Below are 19405 nucleotides of genomic sequence, written 5' to 3' on the forward strand. Positions count from 1 at the left end.
GAAACCTCGACCCGATGGGTTTGGGTCGCGGACAGATAGCACGATGGCCGCCGGCGAAAAACCGGCGCCGTCAGGTCGCCGGCGTGCCCGCGTTGACGAGGAACTGGAAGAGCAGCGACGCCTCGAAGGTCTCGGTCGAGTCTTCCGGATTTTCGGCGCGGAAATCGGCCACGAAATCGAGCACGGTCGGCACCGTCTTGACCTGCGGAACGATGAACTCGAATTCGACAAGGCGCGCGTCCACGTCGAACTCAACCGCAAATTCCTCGAGCTTCGTGGACGAGGCGTTATCCAGCGTGATCAATCCCGCGATGACGTCGTCCTTGAAGCGGTCGAATTCGTTGGGCTTGAACTCCACCACGACGCGGATCGGCGTGCCGACAAGCCCGACCGAATCCGAAAACCACATATCGCCAAGCACCGTGTCCGGCGCGAAGCCGTAAAGATCGTCCTTGTCGACAAGGATCGGCACGACCCTCGCATCGGTGTCCTCGCTCGTGCCCTCGTCCTCTTCCGGCGAGCAAGCGGCCGCCAGGCCAAGAACGCACACAAGCGCCGCCATCAAAAGAAAGATACGCACGTCAGGCTCCTCGTCGTTTATCGCCCGTGTTTGTAGGCAGGTGCGGGCAATCTGTCAACGATGGCGCCGGGCGAATCGCCGATGAACCCCATCGACGTGATGGACGGAATGGACATGAGGGACCCGCGAACGGACGCTTACGCCGCGACATTCAACTCCTCACTCGAAACTCGTCACTCGTCACTTGCGCCGCCGACGGTTGCCACCCCTTGCGGGCTTTCCTAACATCAGCCGCCTTTTGTGGAAGGTCATTTATTGGCACGTCCGATTGGAATCGCACAGATCGTTCACAGCCTCGAGGTCGGGGGCATGGAGCGCGTTGCGCTGCACCTGGCCACCGGGCTTGATCCCGATCGCTGGCGCCCGGTGATCGTCTGCCTGTCCGTGCGCGGCGATTTCGCGGATATCGCGGAGCAAAACGGAGTCGAGGTGCTCGCGCTCGGCAAGATGCCCGGCAAGGACCTTCGCTTGCCGTTTCGTCTCTCCCGGCTCTTGCGGCGACGAGGCGTCGGCGTCATCCACGCGCACAATTCCGGACCGTGGTTTTCCGGCACGCTTGCCGGGCTCATCGGCGAACTTGGGCCGGTCGTCGTCACCGATCACTCCCGAAAGTATCCCGAGCGCGCGAGGGTACGTTTCGTGGAGTGGGCCCTGTCGCATTTCGTCACCGTCGTCTCGGTCAGCGAGGACAACAAACGGCAGATGGTCGACAATCTCGGCATCGCGCCCGATCGAATCCACGTCATCCCCAACGGCGTCGCGCCTTCACCGGCCCCGGCGAACGGCGTCGTCGAGCGCCTGCGCGCAGAGTTCGGTATCGAACCGGGACAGTTCGTTTTTGTCTGCGTCGCGCGGATCGAGGCCCAGAAGGCGATGGAGGTGCTGATCGAGGCCGCGCGCATCGCGAGGTCCGCCGGATACGACGGGCGCGTCCTCATCGTCGGAATCGGTTCGCAGATGGAGCAGGCCAAAACGCTCGCGCGTGCCGCCGGCGTCGCCGAAACCTGCCTGTTTGCCGGAAAGCGCCTTGATGTCGGGGATTTCTACGCGCTTGCCGACGCCTTCGTGCTTTCAAGTCATTGGGAAGGCCTGCCGATGTCTGTCCTCGAAGCCATGAGCGCCGGTCTGCCGGTCGTCTCGACGCGCGTCGGCGATATTCCCGAGGTTGTGCACGAGGGAGAAAACGGATTTCTCGCGCCGGCGGGGGATCCGCGTTCGCTGGCTGAGGCGATGATGCGTCTTTACCGTGCGGGCGCGGCGAGAAACGGCATGTCCGCGGCATCCCGCCGGATTTTTTGTGACGGTTACAGCGTCGAAACGATGGTCGCGCGTTACGATCGCCTGTACGGAGAGCTTCTTTGAGCGGCGCCCGCATCGGAACCAACTCGATCATCCTTATCACGGCCGAGGCCGTGCGGCGCGGCATTTCGCTCGTCATCATTTTCTTTATCGCGAACAATCTGCCGGTCCACGAATTCGGCGTTTACCGCCTGGCGACATCGTTTTTCGTCATTTTCCTGACCTTCGCCAATTTCGGCATGTCTCCGCTCATCGTAAAGCTGATCGCGGGCGGCCAACACGACGAGAGCCGCCTGATCGGAAACATCCAGTCGGTCAAGATCGGCCTGTTCGTGGTGACCTTCGCCGCCTCGGTCGGCATCGCGCGCCTCTTGAACTACGACGCCGACACGTATCACGCCATCGTGCTGATGAGCATCGCGATGCTGCCGGAGGTCCTGCAAAGCACGCACGTCTCCCGCTACGACGGCAACCAGCGCATGGAACTGTCCGGCCTCATCGACATCGCCCGGACGGCGTTTTTGCTCGCCGGCGTGCTGATCGCGGTGTTTTTCAAGTTCGGTCTGTTCGGCATCCTCTGGGCTTACGTCCTGCACTACCTTTTCGGGCTTGTGATCTCCGAGATGGTTTCCGCTCGATATCTCGTCCGGACGCGCCCGCGATTCGATTTTTCCGTGTGGCGCATGTGCCTGAAGGAGGCGTTGCCGTTTCTGGCGATCGGCATCGTGTGGATCATCGCGTTCCGCGTGGATATGGTGATGCTCTCCAAGCTCAAGGACGAGACGAGCGTCGGGTTCTACGGCGCGGCGTACACGATCTTCGAGGTGCTGCTCGTCGTGCCGATCATGTTCACGCGTGCGCTTTATCCGGCTCTCGCCCGCGCCAACGTCCAGGGCTCGGACGCGGAAATGTTGCGCAAGAGCATGCGGATATTTTTTCTGGCCGCGTTGCCGATCGGCGTCGGGATGGCGATGGTCGCGCCGCAGGTCATCACGCTCGTGCTCGGCGAAAAGTATCTGCCGGCGAGCTTCACCGTCTCGATTCTCTCGTCGTGCCTGTTCGTGTGGTTTTGCACGATGGGCTTTTCCTGGTCGCTCACGGCGCGCGGCCGCCTCGGCGTCGTCCTGAAGGCAAACCTCGCGGCGCTTCTCGCCAACGTCGTGGCGAACTTCATCCTGATCCCGCGCTTTGACTACACCGGCGCCGCCGTCGCCACGATATTCAGCGAGGGCGTCTATTTCGCCATCGTCGTCGGCCCGCTTCATCGCGAGGTGATGACCGTGGACCGCCGTATCCTTCATCCCGGCGCGATCGCCGCGACCGTGGCGATGGGAATCGCCGTCTGGCTGACGCGGGATTGGGCGCTCTACGTGCGCATCCCCCTCGGCGCGCTTGTTTACATTGCGGCGGCGATCGCCAGCGGCGCGCTGCGGGAACCGTTCATCATCGCGATGTTGCGGAACATGCGGCCCTCCCGAAAGCAGGAGGCCTGAGCCGTGGGCGTTATCGCGCCGCTCACGCGCCGGCCGGCGGTCCTGGCCCTGACGCTCACCGCGCTCTCCGCGGCCCTCGCGGCGGCGGCGCTGCTGGTGGAACCGATTTTTGTCCTGGCCGGCGCGATCGCGCTTGTCGGCGCGGCGGCTCTTATCAGCTATCCGTTCGCGTGCGTGCCGATCTATTACGTGCTGATTTACGTGCGTCCGGGCGATACGTGGGAGCAGCTCGAAAAACTTCGCATCGTCCTTTTGCTCGTCGCGCTCATGGGCGGCGCGTTCGTGCTGAGGGTTCTTGTCTTCCGCAATCTCAAATTGCTTCGCAGCGGCCAACTCGCCGCCGTCATCGCGCTGATGGCCGTCATCGGCATGTCGATTATCGGCTCGTATTACCGCAGCGCCTCGCTGGAGCGATTTTTCGACATGGCCCGCGTTCTGGTGATGGTGTTTCTCGTCGCGCACATCGTGGACACGCTCCCGCGCCTGAAAATCACGATCTGGAGCATTCTCCTTTCGTTGACGTATCTGGCCGTCACGAACTTCACGCTTTGGGCGACAGGGCAGAAGGTCATCGACAACGGCGGTTCGGGCGGCGTGTCCGGGGGATTTCTCGGCGACGGCAACGACTTCGCGCTGGCGATGAACGTCATGATGCCGATGGCGATTTTTCAGTTTCTTTACGCGAAAACCTGGAAGCTGCGCCTGGCGTGCGCGGGCGTCGTGGTCGCGTTCGTGCTCGCCATCGTGGCGACCTACAGCCGCGGCGGATTCCTCGGCCTGATCGCCGTTTTCGCGATGGCGTTCTTCTTCTACATCATGCGCACGCGCCAGTGGGGCAAGGGCGTCGCGATCATCGTGCTCGTGTTTCTGCTCGGCGGCATCGGGATCGCGATTTTCGCGCCCGACAGCTTCAAGGAGCGCATGGGCGGCATGGCCGAATACGAAGAGGACGAAAGCGCGCTCGGTCGCCTGGACGCCTGGGGCGCCGGCGTGCGGATGCTTGTCGATCAACCGCTGTTCGGCGTCGGCGCGGGCGCGTTTTCCGATGCCTACGGACTGAAATACAAGCCGTTTGACGCGATCGCGAACACGTGGCGCGAGGCGCACAGTTTTTACGTTCAGACGATGGCCGAACTCGGTATCGCCGGGATTTTCTGCGTCGGCTTTCTGATTTTCCTCGAGTTCCGTGACCAGCGGCGCATCCACCAGTACGGCATCGCCGATCCGCGGATTCAGAAGGAAGTGCATTTTCTGGCCGACGCATTGACCTGCGGCCTCGTCGGTTTTCTTGTGTCCGGCGCGTTCCTGTCGGTTCTTTACTATCCGCACCTCTATATTCTCGCCACGCTGACGATCATTCTGCTCAATATCGCCCGCAAGACCTCGCAGTTCACCCCGGAGGAGTTCGTCCGTGAGGCTCACGTCTCCCAGATCTGAAGAGGACGCCGCGCGCTGGGATGCGTTCGTGGAATCCTCGCCGAGGGCGACATTTTTTCATCGGCACGGCTGGCGCCGAACGATCGAGGACGCCACGGGAGCGGTGCCGGACTATCGGGCCGCGGAGCGCGACGGCCGCGTCGTGGGCGTGCTGCCCATGTTCCATTTTGCGTCCAGGCTGTTTGGGCGCATGGCGGTGAGCATGCCCTTTCTGAACTACGGCGGCGTCGCGGGAGAAAGCGACGACGTCGAAAGGTCGCTTGCCGACGACGCGCGCAACCGCGCCGCCGAAGCGGGATGCGCGTACGTGGAGATGCGCCAGCGATTCGCCTCGCCGCTTGGCCTTCCCGTGTCCGACCGAAAAGTGACGAGCATCCTTCCGCTCGACGGCGGCGCGGACGCGGTCTTCGCTCGCCTGCACCAAAACGTGCGCAACAAGATTCGCAAGGCCGGCAAGGCGGGCGTCGTTATCGTGCGGGGTATCGAAAATGTCGGCGCGTTTTACGAAATGTATTCGCGAAACCTGCGCGACCTGGGCACGCCGGTCATCGCGCGGTGCTTTTTCGAAAAGATCGCCGCCGCCTTTCCCGATCACGCGATGATTTACGTCGCGAGACACGAGGGTCGATTGATTGGCGCGAAGCTCGTCTTTTTCGACCGGGACGTCTGCTACTTCGTCTGGGCGGCTGCGCCGCGGGAAGAGCTGCGCCACGCCCCGGTGCAGGCTCTCAATTGGGCGGCGATCGAAGATGCCGTGGCGCGCGGCGTGAAAGAGATCGATTTCGGCCGGAGCACCGCCGGCGGAACGCACGCCGATTTCAAAAAATATTGGGGCGTGCGGGTGGAACCGCTGCCCTGGACCTACGCACTGATTGCCCGAAACGAGTTGCCGGGGCTGAATCCCGACAACCCGAAGTTTCGCCTGGCGATCGGCGCGTGGAAAAAGATGCCCCTTTGCCTGACGCGTGTTGTCGGTCCGCCGATCGCGCGCCATTTGCCGTAACCGCCGTGAGCGCGCTTCCTCCCGTCGCCACGCACGCCCCGCTCCGCGCGGTCCTCGCGCCGGCATTCGCCCGCGCGCGCGCGGTCTCCGATCTCGAAGCGCGCATCGCGCGTGAACTATCGGGCTATCGCGCCATCGCGGCAAGTTCGGGCCGCGCGGCGCTCACGCTGATCCTTTCCGCGTTGCGCGAGAAGACGGGAAACGATCTTGTCGGTGTGCCGGCGTACACCTGCTACACGGTGCTTTCGGCGATCGCGCGCGCGAAAATGAGAGCCGCGCCGATGGATGTTTCGCCCGAAACATTCGATTTCGCCGGGAGTTGGAACGGCGCGTCCGGCGATCTGGCGGCGATCGTGTCGCCCGGACTGTTCGGAATCCCCGCGAATCTTCCGCGCCTCGAACAGATGGCGAAAGACAGCGGCGTCCTTTTGATCGACGACGCCGCGCAGACGCTCGGCGCTCGCGTGGGCGGGCGGCTTGCCGGCGCGTTCGGCGGCGCGGCCATCGTCAGCTTCGGCCGCGGCAAACCGCTCGGCGCGCTCGGCGGCGGAGCTCTGATCCTGCGCGATCCGTCGATCACGATCCCGGCGATGCCGGCCATATCCGCAAGGCGCATGGGCGTCCTTGCCCGCTCGATCGCCGGCGCGTTCGCGGTGAGGCCGGCGGCGTTCGATCTGGCGCGCCGCCTGCCCGGCGTGCGCCTTGGCGAATCGCGTTTCGATCCCGATTTTGCCGTCGAGGCGCTCGACGCGGCGCGCGCCGAGCTCGTCGCGGCGCTGTGGCCGGAACTGGCGCGCCTTGTCGAACGGCGCCGGCGCATCGCGGGCACGCTTGCCGAGCGGCTACGTTCGATCGACGGCCTTGCGTTGCCACGGCCGCCGGCGGACGCAAAATCCGCGTGGCTGCGCTATCCATTGGTTTTCGTGGACCCGCGGGACCGCGACGCGGCCCTCGCGCGCCTCGCGGCGGCGGGCCTGGGTCCTTCGACAATGTATCCGCGGGCCGCGCACGAGATTCCCGAGGCTCGTGTTATGGTCGATGGGCGATTTGCGCCGTTTCCCGGCGCCGAGGCGATCGCGCGGGGAATCCTGACGCTGCCGACACACGAGGGCGTCACCGCGCGGGATACCGACAGGATGGCCGCCATCGTCCGCGACGTGACCGGCGCGGGACGGGAGTGAGATGAACTTCAAGTCCGCCATAAAAAAGGCGTTCACCACGCCGATGTCCGCGGCGGGCGCGTTCCGTGCGTCGCGCCGGTTTCTGGGCGGCCGCGTCGTCGTCCTCTGCTACCATCGCGTGATCGACGGCCCGCTCGACGGCTTTCAGCCGGGCATGGTGGTTTCCCGCGAGATTTTCCGCCGGCACATGGAGTGGCTGGCGCGCCATTTTGACGTCATCGACCTGGTCGATTTCGTGCGCGCGCACCTGACGGGCGAACGCCCGGATCGCCCGACCGCCATCGTCACCTTCGATGACGGTTGGCTCGACAACTACGAGGTCGCGTTTCCGATCCTGAAATCGCTTGGCCTTCCGGCAACGATCTACCTGCCGACCCGATTCGTCGGAACCGGGCAGGCGTACTGGAACGCGCGCGCGGAACAGGCGATCGCACGCATCCACCGGCGACGCGAAATCCTGCTGCGGGCCTTCCCGGACGAGCACATGCCGCCGGAGGCCGCGTTTCTCATGGAACTGATTCGCCGGGATCCGCCGCTCGCCACGAAGATCGACCAGATCATCGAACGCACGAAGATCATGCCGCCGGACCGCATCGACGCGATGACCGCATTTCTTGAAATGCTCGCCGACACGGGCGAGCCGCCCGCGAGAACGATCGTCGATTGGGACGAGGTGATGGAGATGGACCGGGGCGGCATCAGCTTCGGATCGCACTCGGTGAATCACCGGATCATGACGCAGTTGTCCGCGGCGGAATGTTTCGACGAGGCGTCGCAAAGCATGGACGAGATGACGCGCCGAATGGGCAAGACGCCGCTGACCTTCGCGTATCCCAACGGCGACCACAACGAGATCGCGATGCGCGAGGTTCGGCGCGCGGGATATCTTTGCGCGATGGGCATCGTGGGAGGATTCGCCGACAAGACCGACGAGCTGTTTTCGATCCCGCGATATTCGATCCACGAAGGCGGCGCGCCGTCCGAGGCGGCGCTCGACTTCCTTCTCTCCGGGTTCGTGTCCGCGTGACAACCGAACCCCAACACGACGATGGGGCGAAAGTCGTGGCCGAGGCCGCGGCGCGCGATCGCATCCTTGTTCTGGACGGCGACACGCGCGCGTCGCTTGTCGTCGTGCGCCGGCTGGCGGCCGCCGGGTACACGGTGGGCGTCGTTTCGTCGCGCCGCGACGCGCTCTCGAATCAGAGCAAATACGCCAGCGAACTGATCGTCGCGCCGTTGCCGACCGAGGAGCCCGAGACCTACGCGCGTATCCTCGAGGAACGGATCGCCCACGGGGACGTCGCCGCGATCTTTCCGTGCGCGGAAGAATCGATCGTCGCCATCGACGCGCACCGGCGCCGCCTGGAAAAGCAGGTGCGCATCGTTCTTCCGCCGAAAAAGACGCTCGATCTCGTGCGCGACGACACCGCCGTCGCAAGGCTCGCGGAAAAGCTCGATATCCCCGTGCCGGCGCAAATCGACATGGTCGCCTACCACCCGATTGCGCGAATGCCGTTTCCCTTTCCGGCGCTCGTCAAACCCCGGCAGCGCTATCTGACGGTGGGACACGGATACGCGCGCGTCGACTCGCGCCTTGTTTACAACCTGGACGAATTGGTGACGCACGTCCGCCGCCTGCCCGACGCCGTGATGCCTTGCCTCGTGCAGGCGATCCTTCGCGGCGAATACGAGGAATACGCGGCGCTCTACAAGAACGGCAAGCCGCTTTACGAGATGGGGCAGCGCCCGACACGCGAAATGCCGCCGACGGGCGCGGCGTCCGCGCCGCTCGAGGCGATTCGAGCGGATACGCGAATCCTCGAGTGGTCGCGGCGGATCCTCGGCGAGCTGAAATTCAACGGCTGCGTGCTCGTGAAATACAAGCGGCTTGTCCCCGGCGGTGTGCCGTATCTTGTGAACATTCGCGGCTTTCTGTGGGAATCCGTGCAACTCGCGGTGGACGCCGGCGTGGATTTTCCGGTTCTGGCCGTCAAACACGCGCTTGGCGAGAACATCGCGCCGCAAGGTTTCGTGCGCTACGGAACGCGCATGCGCTGGGTGCTCGGCGATCTTGACCACCTATTCTGGTATCTCACGCGCGGCGGCGTCACGCGCGAACGCGTCATCGAGGGCGCGCCAAGCCGCCTGGAAGCCATCGCGCGATTTTTTCGGGATTTCGACGATCCCGCGACGCGCCAGGAGGTGCAGTCCGACGACGACCCGTTGCCGTATCGCGTTATCCGCCGCCGCTACATCCGGCGGATCCTGGGCACGACATTGCGCCGCGTCGCGTTTCGGCACGACGGCGCCACGGAAAAATTTCGGGGCATCATCTTGCGTCTCGCACCGCGCGGGCCGATCGGGGACACGCCGATCAAGGAACTGATCGCGGACCTCATCGAACGCAATCACCAATTCGCGGTGCTCGTCGTGCCCGCGCCCGATCACGCCGATGCCGGCGAGGCGGCGCGGTTTTTTGACCTGTGCTCGCGCGAGAGCACGGAACAATGCCTGCTCATTCCCGCCCTGACGTATACGGCGCACGACGGCGCCCAGATCGCCGCGATCGGTTCGCGCACCGCCCTCGCGAGGCAATCGTCGGTGCGCCTGGCGGCCGAAATCCGCGCGGCGGGCGGCGTCCCCGTCTGGGCGAATCCGTCCCCCCGCGATCTTCGCCGCCGTCCGGAACTCGTCGAGGAGGTCGCGGGCGTGGAGGTATGGAACGTCGGCCGCGACGGCCCCCTCGCGCCGGATCGCGATGTCCTTGACGCCTACGTGCGCGCGCTCGATCGAACGCCGTACCTGAGCGCGTTTCAGATATTTTCGCTCGTCGACGGTAAAGTACCGCGCGGATCGATCCGGATTCAGGCCACCACGCTTTCCGAAAGCGCCGTCCTGGGATCGTTTGAAAGCGGCCTTTTTTATTTGCGCGGGCACCTGTTCCGCGCACGCAGCGATCGTCTGAGCTTCCTTTTCTATCGCCTCTGGGCTCGCGCCGCGCGCACACTCGCCGATCGCATCGCCGCACCCGCGGGCACCCCTCCCGCCGAGGCACGCGGTTGACCGCCATGCGTCTTTTCGAAATGATTCTCGCGACGTTCGCGGTCGCCGGGCTGGCCGGACTCGCGTTTCCCTATCTGGGCTATCCGCTTCTGCTTCGACTAATTCCGGCGCGCCGCCCGAACGAGCCGGTCGGCGAGCCGCCGCCCGCGCCCGGCGTTTCGGTCATCGTGGCGGCCTACAACGAAGCCGGACGCATTGCCGGCAAGATTGACGACATCCTCGCCCAGGACTACGACGGGCCGCTTGAGATCATCGTCGCCTCCGACGCCTCGGACGACGGCATGGACGATGTCGCGCGGCGCTACGAGGACCGGGGCGTCCTGCTTGTGCGTCTGCCGGAGCGCGGCGGCAAGAGCGTCGCGCAAAACGCCGCCGTCGAAATCGCCCGCGGGGAGGTGCTGCTTTTCACCGACGCATCGGTGACGCTCGCCCCCGGCACGATCAAGGCCCTCATCGAGCGCCTGGCCGATCCGACCGTCGGGTGCGTGACCGGCGAGGACGCGAGCATTGCCGCGTCCGCCGGCGACGCGTCCGCGGGCGCGGGCCTTTACACGCGGTTCGAGAAGGCGGTGCGGCGTCTGGAAGAGGAAAATACGGGCACCTTGATCGGCGTATCCGGTTGCCTGTTCGCGGTGAGGCGCGAATTACGCCCGCCCGTGCCGCCCCAGGCGGTGGACGATCTTTTCGTGCCGATCCACGTGACCTGCCGGGGATATCGCGTGGTGGCGGAAAAGGGCGCGGTGGCGTACGTGCGCCGCACAAACGGGCTCGCGCAGGAATTTTCGCGCAAGGTCCGCACCTTCACGGGCGCGTTTTTTACCATGCCGGCGATTCGAAGGACGGAGGATCCCGTCGCGCTTGCACGCATCCGCCCGCACCTGTTCGCGCACAAGTACGCGCGTTGGCTTGGGCCGGCGTTTGCGCTCATGGCGCTCGCGGGATCGGGCCTGCTGGCGCCGCGCCACCCGCTGTTCGCGCTCGTCTTCGCTCTCCAGGCGGCCGGTTACGCGGGGGGTCTTATCGGGCTTTTCGCGCTGGCGCGCTCCGCGCGGGGCGAAGACGCGGGCACGCCCGGTCTTATCGCGAGGATCACGCGGCTGGCGGCATTTTTTCTCGTGGTGCAGGCGGCGGCGGCTTTCGCATGGTGGCGCTATTTCGCGGGCAAACCGTTCGTGGTGTGGACACCGACGAAACGCGCGGCATAATGGTTATTCGCGGCGCCGATGCCGCGCCGGGGGTGAGGATGCTGATTACCGACGCGATCCGCGAGATGCTCGGCGAGACAGGCAAAAAGGCGAGGGACATCGGAAAGGCGCTGGTACTTTTCGAGCCGGAGCCGCCTTATCGCGGCCGCGGCCTTTTGACCGTTCTCGTCACGAGCGCGTCTCTCATCACCATCGCGATCCTCGGCGGTGTGAGCCTCGCGGTCCTTCTCGTTCTGCTTGTTTGCCTCTCGCTCATCATGCTTCTTCTGACGCGCGTGATGGGCGTGGATATCACGGCCGCGCCGGAGGACATCTTCGGCTTCCGGTCCTGAAACCCCCGCGGTTCCGGTGGCGCGACGCGACGACGCCATAGCCTGCGCGCGAAAGGCCTTTCCGAATATCCCCGTCGAAATGCGGGCGCGCGTCCTGATCACGCGTGGCCCGCAGGCGATGGTCGCCGACCGCGCGTTTCTTTCCTCGACGGGCATCATCGTCCCGGCGGATGACGGCAACTGGCCGCCCGGCGCGATCGTCGACGTCGATTTCACGCTTCAGGACGAGGCGCACGCCTTCACCGGCGAGGCCAAGGCGATCCGCCGCATCCCGGCCGCGAACGGCGGCCCCGCAGGCATCGAGTTCGAATTCCTGAAACTCGATCACGACAAAAAAACACTGTTCGAGCAACTTCAGGATCTCAACCGGGTGCGCCGTGTGGCGACGCGCAGCGTTTTCGATATCGCGCATTACCTTCGCCATCAGGCGCGCGGCAACCGCGTTCCCGGCCGGGATTTCGGCGAGCCGGGGTCCGGCCACCGCCCGCCCGTGCTTGTCATTCACGGATTTCTCGGCACGCGCGGCGCCATGTTTCTCCTTGAGCAGCGCCTGAAGAGCATCGGGTTTCCGGTCTTTTCCATTCCGCTTGGCATGTTGAACGTGGACGATATCGCGGCCTCCGCGCGCGTCATCGCGGAAAGAATCGAAGCCCTTGCCGCGAAATACGGTTTTGACCGCATCAACATCCTCGGCCATTCGATGGGCGGGCTGATTGCACTTTATTACATCAAGCGGCTCGGAGGCGATCGCCGCGTGCGGCGGCTCGTCTCGATCGGAACGCCGTACCGGGGCGCGTCGATGGCGCTTGGCGCGCTCGTTGCCGCGCCGTGGCTCGCCCTGTTCATGAAAAGCATCACGCAGATCGTGCCGGGCAGCTCGTTTCTCGAAGAGTTGCACGCCGGGCCGCTGCCGAAGGACGTGGAGTTCGTCAGCCTCATCGCGCGCAATGATCAGGTCGTCGACCCGCATAGCTGCGTGCTCCGCGGCGCGCACAATATCGTGCTGGCGACCAACCACGCGGGGCTCGTCGTCGCGCCCAAGACCTTCGCCGCGATCGACCGCGTGTTGCGCGGCGAATGGGCGCCGCCGGTTCAGAACGTCGCGTAGATGGTGCCGATATCCTGATCGCCCGAAAACAGCAGCAAGGCGACAAGCACGCCGAACCACAAGGCGGCGCGGCCGACATCGACAACAAGGGCGCGTGTCTTTGGCGACATGGGCATCATCCCAACCCCAGCATTTTCGTCCACGCGACAAGCGCGTCGTCGAGCGGGCACGCGAAAAGCACCCATCCCCACGCGACGAAGTGGAACGTGACGATCATCGAAACCGCGCGTCGCGCCAGGGACACGGGCGCGGCGGCGGGCTTGCGCCGCGTCAACACGCGGTGCGCGATCATCCCCAGCCCATGATAAGCCCCCCACGCGACAAAATGCGCCTCGCCACCGTGCCAGATGCCGATCAATAGAAAGACGACAAGCACGTTGAAGTACTCGCGCGCGAACGGCACGCGATTGCCGCCGAGAGGAATGTAGACGCACTCGCGCATGACGTGCGTCAGCGAGATGTGCCACCGGCGCCAGAAGTCGCGGATGTTCGACGCGACGTAGGGGGCTTCGAAATTCTCTTCGATGCGCCAACCCAGCAGGCGCGCGGCGCCGATCGCGATGTCGGAGTATCCCGCGAAGTTGAAGTAAAGAAAAAACGCGTAAGCGTAAAGGGCGATCCACAGCTCGAACGCCGTGGCATCGGGCACGCGATCGAAGCCGGCGGTCATCGGCGCAAGCGTCGCCGCGAGGATGTTCGTCTTCACGAGGCCGATCGCGATGCGTTTCGCACCCTTGGCAAAATCCGACGCGGCCTCGCCGTCTCGATCGGTCTCGTCCGCGAAGCGGGCAAGGCTTTTGATCGGCCCGGCGATGAGTGTCGGAAAGAAAAACGTGTGCGCGGCGAACAGCGTGGCGGACGGCGGCGCGGTTTGGCGTCTTGTGACTTCCGCGAGCGCGAGAAGCAGCGTGAACGCCAGATAGCTGATGCCGAGCGGGTGGGCGTCGCCGGCCGATAGCAACGACGGCGCGACGTATTTGCCGATGACGAGAACGCCGAGCGTGACGGCGGCGCCCATGACCAGCGGCGCGCGTCGCCGCGATTTGCCCATCGCGCGAACGCATACGTAGACGGACGCGACGAGCACCGAAGCGATGGCGGCAAAGACCGGATCGCGAACGAAAAACACGGCCAGTGAAATCGCCGCGACCATCGGAACGCGCGCGGATTTCGGCGCCAGGCGCACAAGGACGGCGGCTCCCGCGACGAGCAGGGCCGCGAACAGCGTATCGGGAATCATGGGGCGACCGCCTCACCCCGGCGCGCGAGCGCGCCGGCGATGTCGCGCGCCAGCGCTTGGGCAAGGCGCCGCGACCCGGCGGGGTTCATATGATCGTTGTCGAAAAATTCGTCGCCCGGTACGAGGTCGGAGTAATCAAGAAAGATTCCGCCGCCGCCTTCGACGGCGGCCTTCACGCGATGAAGATTCGCGGTGTAGGCGTCGGCATCGACAAGACCGAATTGCCCGTTTAACGCGCGGTTCATCGGGTTCGCGAAAAAGATGGGCACCGCTTCGCGCTCGCGAGCCAGACGCGCGGTAGGCCCCAGAAAACGGAAAACGGGATTCGTGTCGTCAAGCGGCGCGACGTCGTAATACGAACGCAGCACCTCGATCGCCCAGTCGTCCCACCGTGTTTCGGTCCAGTCGCGCCGAGCGGCGCGCCGGCGCGAAAGGCGTTCGATCGACGCGCGAAAGCCGCTCGCCACCGCCACCTGGTAATAGCTCCTGGCGAGCTTGCGCGGATGAAGCCCGAAGATCCACGCATTCACGATGTCGCGATTGCGGTAGAAAAACCAATGATCGCGCGCGAACGCCTCCGCGGCCGTGACGCCGCGCGCCCACGGATCGGCGGTTGCGTCCGAATCCGACGGGCCGGCGCGAACCGCCTCGCGAGCGCCGGCGCCCACGAAGCGATCGGCATCGGGCGCGTAGAGATCGGGAAAACGCATGGGCACGCCGAGATCCCACGCCCCGAAATTCTTGTAGTTGATGTTGTAAACGAACACGTCGCCCGGCCGCGTCCCGATGCGGTGCGTGATGTAAAAGGCGTCCGGGAGTTTGGTTGCCGTCAGGCCGATGTTGGCGACGCGGTAATCGCGCGCCGGCGTATCGTGCAGAAGGGCGGCCACAAGCGCCGGCGGGGTGTTCGCGGCGTCGAGCCGTTGCCCCTGGATCGTGGAATCACCGATGAAATGGATCGTCGGCTCGTCGTTCGCGGACAGCCAGGCAAGGTAGTCCGTAAGCAGCGCACGCGTGTCGTTGGCGAAACGGAAAGTGGGCCTGGCGAACGAGGCATGCGACGCGTGACGAAAGGCGATATCGACGAGGACGAACGCGGCGATGACGAAAATGGCGACGCGCGCGGTGCGGATAACGAGAACGATTCTCTCGCGGTCGCGGTGCGTTATTGCCACGCGGCGAGGGCGAGCGCGCGGGCTTCGTCGCCGTAGCGCCGCTGCACCATGCCTTCCTTGGTCTCGATCGGTGTTACGCGCGCCATGGCCAGGCGGTCGCCCAGAAACGTGAGCGTCAGGAACGCCCCGTTCGATCCCTCGTCGCCGAGAAAATCGCCGAGAGGAATGTTCGTTGAGCCAAGGCGCCGCAACGCCCGAACGACGTTTCCCGCCAGCACGGCGTCCGCGCCGGCGGCAAGGCCCGCGTCAATATCCGCGCGCGTGGCGGACGCGGGCAAGGCCAGGACCTCGACACCGGCGCCGCCGAGATCGGCCGCGCCGGTCGCGATGGTGACCGGCATGCCGCGAACGGTCGATCGCAACGTCGCTTGCGCCTCGCCGAGGGCGGACCCGAACGCGCGAACGGCCCCGCCGTCCGGCACGAGCGAGCGGGCACCCAGCACACGCAGCAGGAAGGCTTCGCGTTCGTTCGGCTTCGCTGACAGGAAAATCGGAAAATCGGAACGGCGCACGTTCGGGTGCAGGTCGTAAACCGGCCGCATGCGCCGGGCGAACGCGTCGTCCGCCTCGGACCGGTCGAGGTCGAGGGTAAATGGCTCGTCCGGCGCGGACAGTCCGCCGGCGATCAGGAACGTGCGGAGTTGATACGGATCGAAAACAGGCGCGGGCGCGTCCTCGGGGTACGCGATCGGAATCAATAGCGGATAGGTCGGAAAATAGTTGCGGACCGTGGGGGAACCCTTGGAGGCGCAAAAACGCACGTTGGAGACGCACGGGTTGTCACCATCGACCGTCAATACCTCGACACGGCCGTCCAGGCGCGCCAGCGGCACGAATCCGAGCAGATCACCTTCGTTCACCAGCGCGTCGAGAAGTTCTTCGGGTGTATCGAATTCGACCACGGTGGCCACGAGCGGCGCCTCGAGCCGATCCGCGATGAACTTGGCGAATCCGCCGAACGAGCCGATCCGAACCGGACCGGGCTCGCCGTTCAACTCTTTCCAGTCGGTCAGCTTGCCGGCGAGCGCATCGCGCAGGCGCTGCGTGCTGATGGTTTGAACCAGGCGCCCCTTGGGCGCGACGAGCGCGACGACCAGAAGGTTCGCGGAAACCGGATCAAACGACCAGCCGGAAACGACGTCCGACTTGAGCAGGTGCAGGTTTCCCGGGCCGGTTTCGGGCAATTTTTGCCCGACGATGCGGCGGAAATTGTGATGGTAGAGTTTCGCGAGCTTGTCGTTTTCAAGCGCAAGACCGGCGTATTCGACGGGCGTCCACTTGCCGGTTGGGGCGCGGATCCGCGTCTGAACGCTATCGCGTTCGACGAACAGGCGATAGGCGGTGTAGAGCTGCGCGCCCCACTGGCCGCGGCGATGCAGGCGGTGGTCGAAGTTGAGGCCCGCGGCGAACAGCACGCGGTCCTGCATCAATTCGAAGAACAACGCCGCGCGTTCGCGGTCGCCCGCGATGGCGTTGAAGATCTCGGGCAGCTCCGGGATGGCATCGAAGCCGATATCGACGAATAGATTCGGTATCATTTCGAGGTAACGGCTCACCGCGTCGAGGTCCGATGGCAATCCCATCATGCCGCCGGCGATGACGTGCAATTCCGGGTGGTCCGTCAGAAGCGCCACCAGTTCGTCGCGGGCAACATCGGTCTCGATATGCGCGAAACAGGGGATTCCGTGCAGCTCCAGGTATTGATAGAGCGGCTCGTATCGCGGATCGGTCAGCCGAATTTCGTCGGGTCCGCCGCGCTGCCACAGAGCCAGCCCCCGGGCGCCTTCGCGCTGGCGTTCGACGAAAAATGCCAGCGGATCCTCGATGTCATAAGGGATGTAAATAAACGGCACCGCCTTGCCGGGGGCCGACTTCGATGCTTCGAGCAGGAGATCGTTCTGGTATTCGGGCGGATCGGGCTCCGGGCGGTCCGGTTCCGGCGGCGCCTCGAGCGCGCCGGCGGCGACTGCCACGGAATGGATTCCGGCACGTTTATACGCCCACAGCAACTCCTCCGCCTTGTCGGCGCACGAATACGTGACGCGCGCCGAATAGACATCGACCTCGTCGAAGAGCTTCTCGCCGCAGCCGGCAAGGCCGATCGAAAGCGCAAGGATGAGAAGAATGGCAGGGGGCGACGGCCGCCGCCGCGCGGATTCAAATGGCGTCACGGGGCGCGGATTCTTTCATGCGTCCGGCGGGTCGTCAACAAACACGCGCCGCTTTTCATTGACCAATTTCGATCGCTCGCCTACAACCGGCGGCGAAAGGTGCGGAAAGGACGATCGGATGGCCGGGCGCGTCATTTTTTTTACAGGATTTCCGGGATTTATCGGCAAGCGGCTCGTCGCGGAGATCCTCTCACGCGATACGGACACGCGATTCATTTTTCTCGTCCAGGAAAAATTTCTTGCCGCCGCGCGGGAAGCGATCGCGTCGATACCGGGAGCCGCGGAGGCTTCGCGCCTTGCGATCGGCGATATCACCATGCCGAACCTCGGGCTTTCGGAGAGCGACGAGCGCGCCGTTGCCGGCGAAGCGACGGAGGTTTGGCATCTCGCGGCCGTCTATGACCTTGCCGTCGACGCCGCGACCGCGCAAAAAGTGAACGTGGAGGGCACGCGAAACGTGCTCGATCTATGCGAGAAGATCGAGAACCTTTCGCGCCACGTGTATTTTTCCACCTGCTACGTCTCGGGCACGCGAACCGACACGGTTTTCGAGCACGAACTTTCGGAAAGCCAGGCGTTCAAGAATCACTACGAGGCGACGAAATACCACGCGGAGGTGCTGGTACGCCGGCGCGAAACCGTGACCAGCATCATCATTCGCCCGGCGATCGTGATTGGCGACTCGAAAACCGGCGAGGCGGACAAATACGACGGGCCGTATCCGATGATCCTTCTGCTCGCGCGGTTGGCCCGCCGCGGATTGCTTATCAAGGGCCTGCGCCTGCCGGCCATCGGCGCGCGTGACGTTCGCCTGAATCTCGTGCCGGTCGATTTCGTCGTCGGCGCGACGGTGCGCATCGCCACGCGCGACGACGCTGTCGGAAAGACGTTTCAACTGGCGGATCCGGCGCCGATGACGCTGGGCGAATTCGCCGCCGCGCTCGCGAAGTGCTTTTCGCTCGGCGAACCGTTTGGCACGCTGCCGATCGGTGTCGTGCGGCTGTTGATGCGCACACCCGGCCTGCGGCGCCTTCTAGACGGGCAGGAAGAGGCGCTCGTCTATATGGAAGTGCACGCCGCGTACGATACGCGCAACACGGACGAGGCGCTCGCCGCGACAAATTACGCGCGCCCCGACATCCGCGAATACCTGCCGAACATCGTGGAATACGTGCGCCGCCGGCTCGATGGCGCGCGCGGCGCGATGTATTAAAACGCGCGGCGGTTTGTGGTAAATCATTCGCCGTTTGCGCGCCCGGCGTGGCGCGCCGGGAGAAGCATTCGATGGCACGAAAAACGTTGCGTTTGAATCCGCGCGCCTCGCTGCGCAAGAGTGTCGTGACCGGCCCGCGAGCGGTCCTGCAGGTCGGCCGAAACGACCCCTGTCCGTGCGGCAGCGGCGAGAAATACAAGAACTGCTGCATCAACAAGGGCGACGCGTTTTTGCGAAAGATGGCGGACAAGGTCGCCAAGGAACAGGCCAAGGCACAAAAGGCGGCCCTGAAAGCCGGGAAGGCGACATAGGTGCCGCCACGCTCAACGCCCTGACATCGCGGCTGTGGTCCATTGGCGCGCTCGCGCTGGGACTGCCGTTTGTCGTGCACGGGGCGTACGCGTCGAACTTCCACTCGGCCGGGATCATCGCCCAGCTCGCGCTCGTGTTCGGGGCCGCGGCCGCGCTACGTGCGCGGGCCGTTCGGCGGATTCGCGCCTTTGCGTTTGTCGCGCTTGCATCGGCGCTTGTCGCGTCGGTGGGCGTGATGTCGGACATCGGCCGCGCGGACGCGCGCCGTCGCGGGAGCGCCGCCATCGTGCAGATGCGCGAAACGCTTGCGGCCGTTCCCCCCGCACTATTCGAATCGACGCAACCGGGCGACACCGCATATGCCGATATCCGCGCGCGGCTCGCCAGGGAGACGGGCGACGCGCGTTTGCTGCCGGCGAAAGATCCGTGGTTCGCGCGTTATCGGCTGGACCGCGACGGCGACGCCTGGCGTCTTCGTTCGTCCGGCCCGGACCGGCGCTGGGATACGCCAGACGACCTGGCCGTCGGCGTGAGGTCCGAGTCCGGAGGCGTGGCGATTTCCGGCTCCTTGTCGCCGTCGTGATTTCGGCGGA

Annotated in this window: 16 protein-coding genes and 1 pseudogene; 13 read left to right on the forward strand and 4 right to left on the reverse strand. The window is 64.9% G+C overall.

Going from position 1 to position 19405, the window contains the following annotated elements:
- Window positions 1–70: 70 nt before the first annotated feature.
- Window positions 71–580 (reverse strand): hypothetical protein, encoded by a 510-nt coding sequence (locus K8I61_10450; GenBank protein ID MBZ0272448.1) that lies wholly within the window; start codon window positions 578–580, stop codon window positions 71–73.
- 309 nt (window positions 581–889) lie between these two features.
- Between K8I61_10450 and K8I61_10455 the strand changes: the two genes are divergently transcribed.
- From K8I61_10455 to K8I61_10500, 10 genes are all read left to right on the forward strand, one after another.
- Window positions 890–1942, forward strand: coding sequence for a glycosyltransferase family 4 protein (locus K8I61_10455; protein ID MBZ0272449.1), 1053 nt, complete (start codon window positions 890–892; stop codon window positions 1940–1942).
- Window positions 1939–3372 (forward strand): flippase, encoded by a 1434-nt coding sequence (locus K8I61_10460; protein ID MBZ0272450.1) that lies wholly within the window; start codon window positions 1939–1941, stop codon window positions 3370–3372. The genes K8I61_10455 and K8I61_10460 overlap by 4 nt, the downstream gene beginning before the upstream one ends.
- Window positions 3373–3375: 3 nt before the next feature.
- On the forward strand, window positions 3376–4809 hold the full coding sequence (locus K8I61_10465; protein ID MBZ0272451.1) for an O-antigen ligase family protein: 1434 nt from the start codon (window positions 3376–3378) through the stop codon (window positions 4807–4809).
- Entirely contained in the window at window positions 4784–5812 is a 1029-nt protein-coding gene (locus K8I61_10470; protein ID MBZ0272452.1) for a FemAB family PEP-CTERM system-associated protein, read from the forward strand. The genes K8I61_10465 and K8I61_10470 overlap by 26 nt, the downstream gene beginning before the upstream one ends.
- A gap of 5 nt (window positions 5813–5817) precedes the next feature.
- Window positions 5818–6993 (forward strand): DegT/DnrJ/EryC1/StrS family aminotransferase, encoded by a 1176-nt coding sequence (locus tag K8I61_10475; protein MBZ0272453.1) that lies wholly within the window; start codon window positions 5818–5820, stop codon window positions 6991–6993.
- A gap of 1 nt (window position 6994) precedes the next feature.
- A complete protein-coding gene (locus K8I61_10480; GenBank protein ID MBZ0272454.1) occupies window positions 6995–8020 on the forward strand; it encodes a polysaccharide deacetylase family protein in 1026 nt (341 codons plus the stop codon).
- The gene (locus K8I61_10485) at window positions 8017–10056 is read left to right on the forward strand and encodes a hypothetical protein (protein ID MBZ0272455.1); all 2040 of its coding nucleotides are present in this window, start codon (window positions 8017–8019) and stop codon (window positions 10054–10056) included. Before K8I61_10480 ends, K8I61_10485 begins: the two co-directional genes overlap by 4 nt.
- Window positions 10057–10061: 5 nt before the next feature.
- Complete coding sequence (locus K8I61_10490) at window positions 10062–11261, forward strand: glycosyltransferase (protein ID MBZ0272456.1); 1200 nt, start codon at window positions 10062–10064, stop codon at window positions 11259–11261.
- Between the two features lie 38 nt (window positions 11262–11299).
- Window positions 11300–11593: a hypothetical protein gene (locus K8I61_10495; protein ID MBZ0272457.1), complete on the forward strand. Its 294-nt coding sequence runs from the start codon at window positions 11300–11302 to the stop codon at window positions 11591–11593.
- A gap of 79 nt (window positions 11594–11672) precedes the next feature.
- Window positions 11673–12701: an alpha/beta fold hydrolase gene (locus K8I61_10500; protein MBZ0272458.1), complete on the forward strand. Its 1029-nt coding sequence runs from the start codon at window positions 11673–11675 to the stop codon at window positions 12699–12701.
- A 115-nt stretch (window positions 12702–12816) separates the two neighbouring features.
- On the opposite strand, the gene K8I61_10505 is transcribed toward K8I61_10500, so the two are convergent.
- From K8I61_10505 to K8I61_10515, 3 genes are read right to left on the reverse strand one after another with little or no spacing between them, the layout of a single operon-like run.
- Window positions 12817–13941 (reverse strand): hypothetical protein, encoded by a 1125-nt coding sequence (locus K8I61_10505; protein ID MBZ0272459.1) that lies wholly within the window; start codon window positions 13939–13941, stop codon window positions 12817–12819.
- Window positions 13938–15116, reverse strand: a complete 1179-nt coding sequence (locus K8I61_10510) for a hypothetical protein (protein MBZ0272460.1) — start codon at window positions 15114–15116, stop codon at window positions 13938–13940. The genes K8I61_10505 and K8I61_10510 overlap by 4 nt, the downstream gene beginning before the upstream one ends.
- Window positions 15107–17287 carry an amidohydrolase family protein gene (locus K8I61_10515; protein ID MBZ0272461.1) on the reverse strand — a complete coding sequence of 727 codons (2181 nt, stop codon included), beginning with the start codon at window positions 17285–17287 and terminating at the stop codon, window positions 15107–15109. Before K8I61_10515 ends, K8I61_10510 begins: the two co-directional genes overlap by 10 nt.
- Window positions 17288–17405: 118 nt before the next feature.
- Here K8I61_10515 and K8I61_10520 point away from each other — a divergent pair, with 118 nt between their 5' ends.
- The 3 genes and pseudogenes from K8I61_10520 to K8I61_10530 all read left to right on the forward strand — a co-directional run bounded on the left by K8I61_10520 (window position 17406) and on the right by K8I61_10530 (window position 19395).
- Entirely contained in the window at window positions 17406–18500 is a 1095-nt protein-coding gene (locus K8I61_10520) for an SDR family oxidoreductase (protein ID MBZ0272462.1), read from the forward strand.
- A 134-nt stretch (window positions 18501–18634) separates the two neighbouring features.
- Window positions 18635–18811 (forward strand): annotated as a pseudogene (locus K8I61_10525) (SEC-C domain-containing protein).
- Window positions 18812–18885: 74 nt separating this feature from the next.
- A complete protein-coding gene (locus K8I61_10530; GenBank protein MBZ0272463.1) occupies window positions 18886–19395 on the forward strand; it encodes a hypothetical protein in 510 nt (169 codons plus the stop codon).
- The last annotated feature ends 10 nt before the right edge of the window (window positions 19396–19405 follow it).

It is taken from the genome of bacterium, assembly GCA_019912885.1.
GTDB lineage: Bacteria > Lernaellota > Lernaellaia > JACKCT01 > JACKCT01 > JAIOHV01.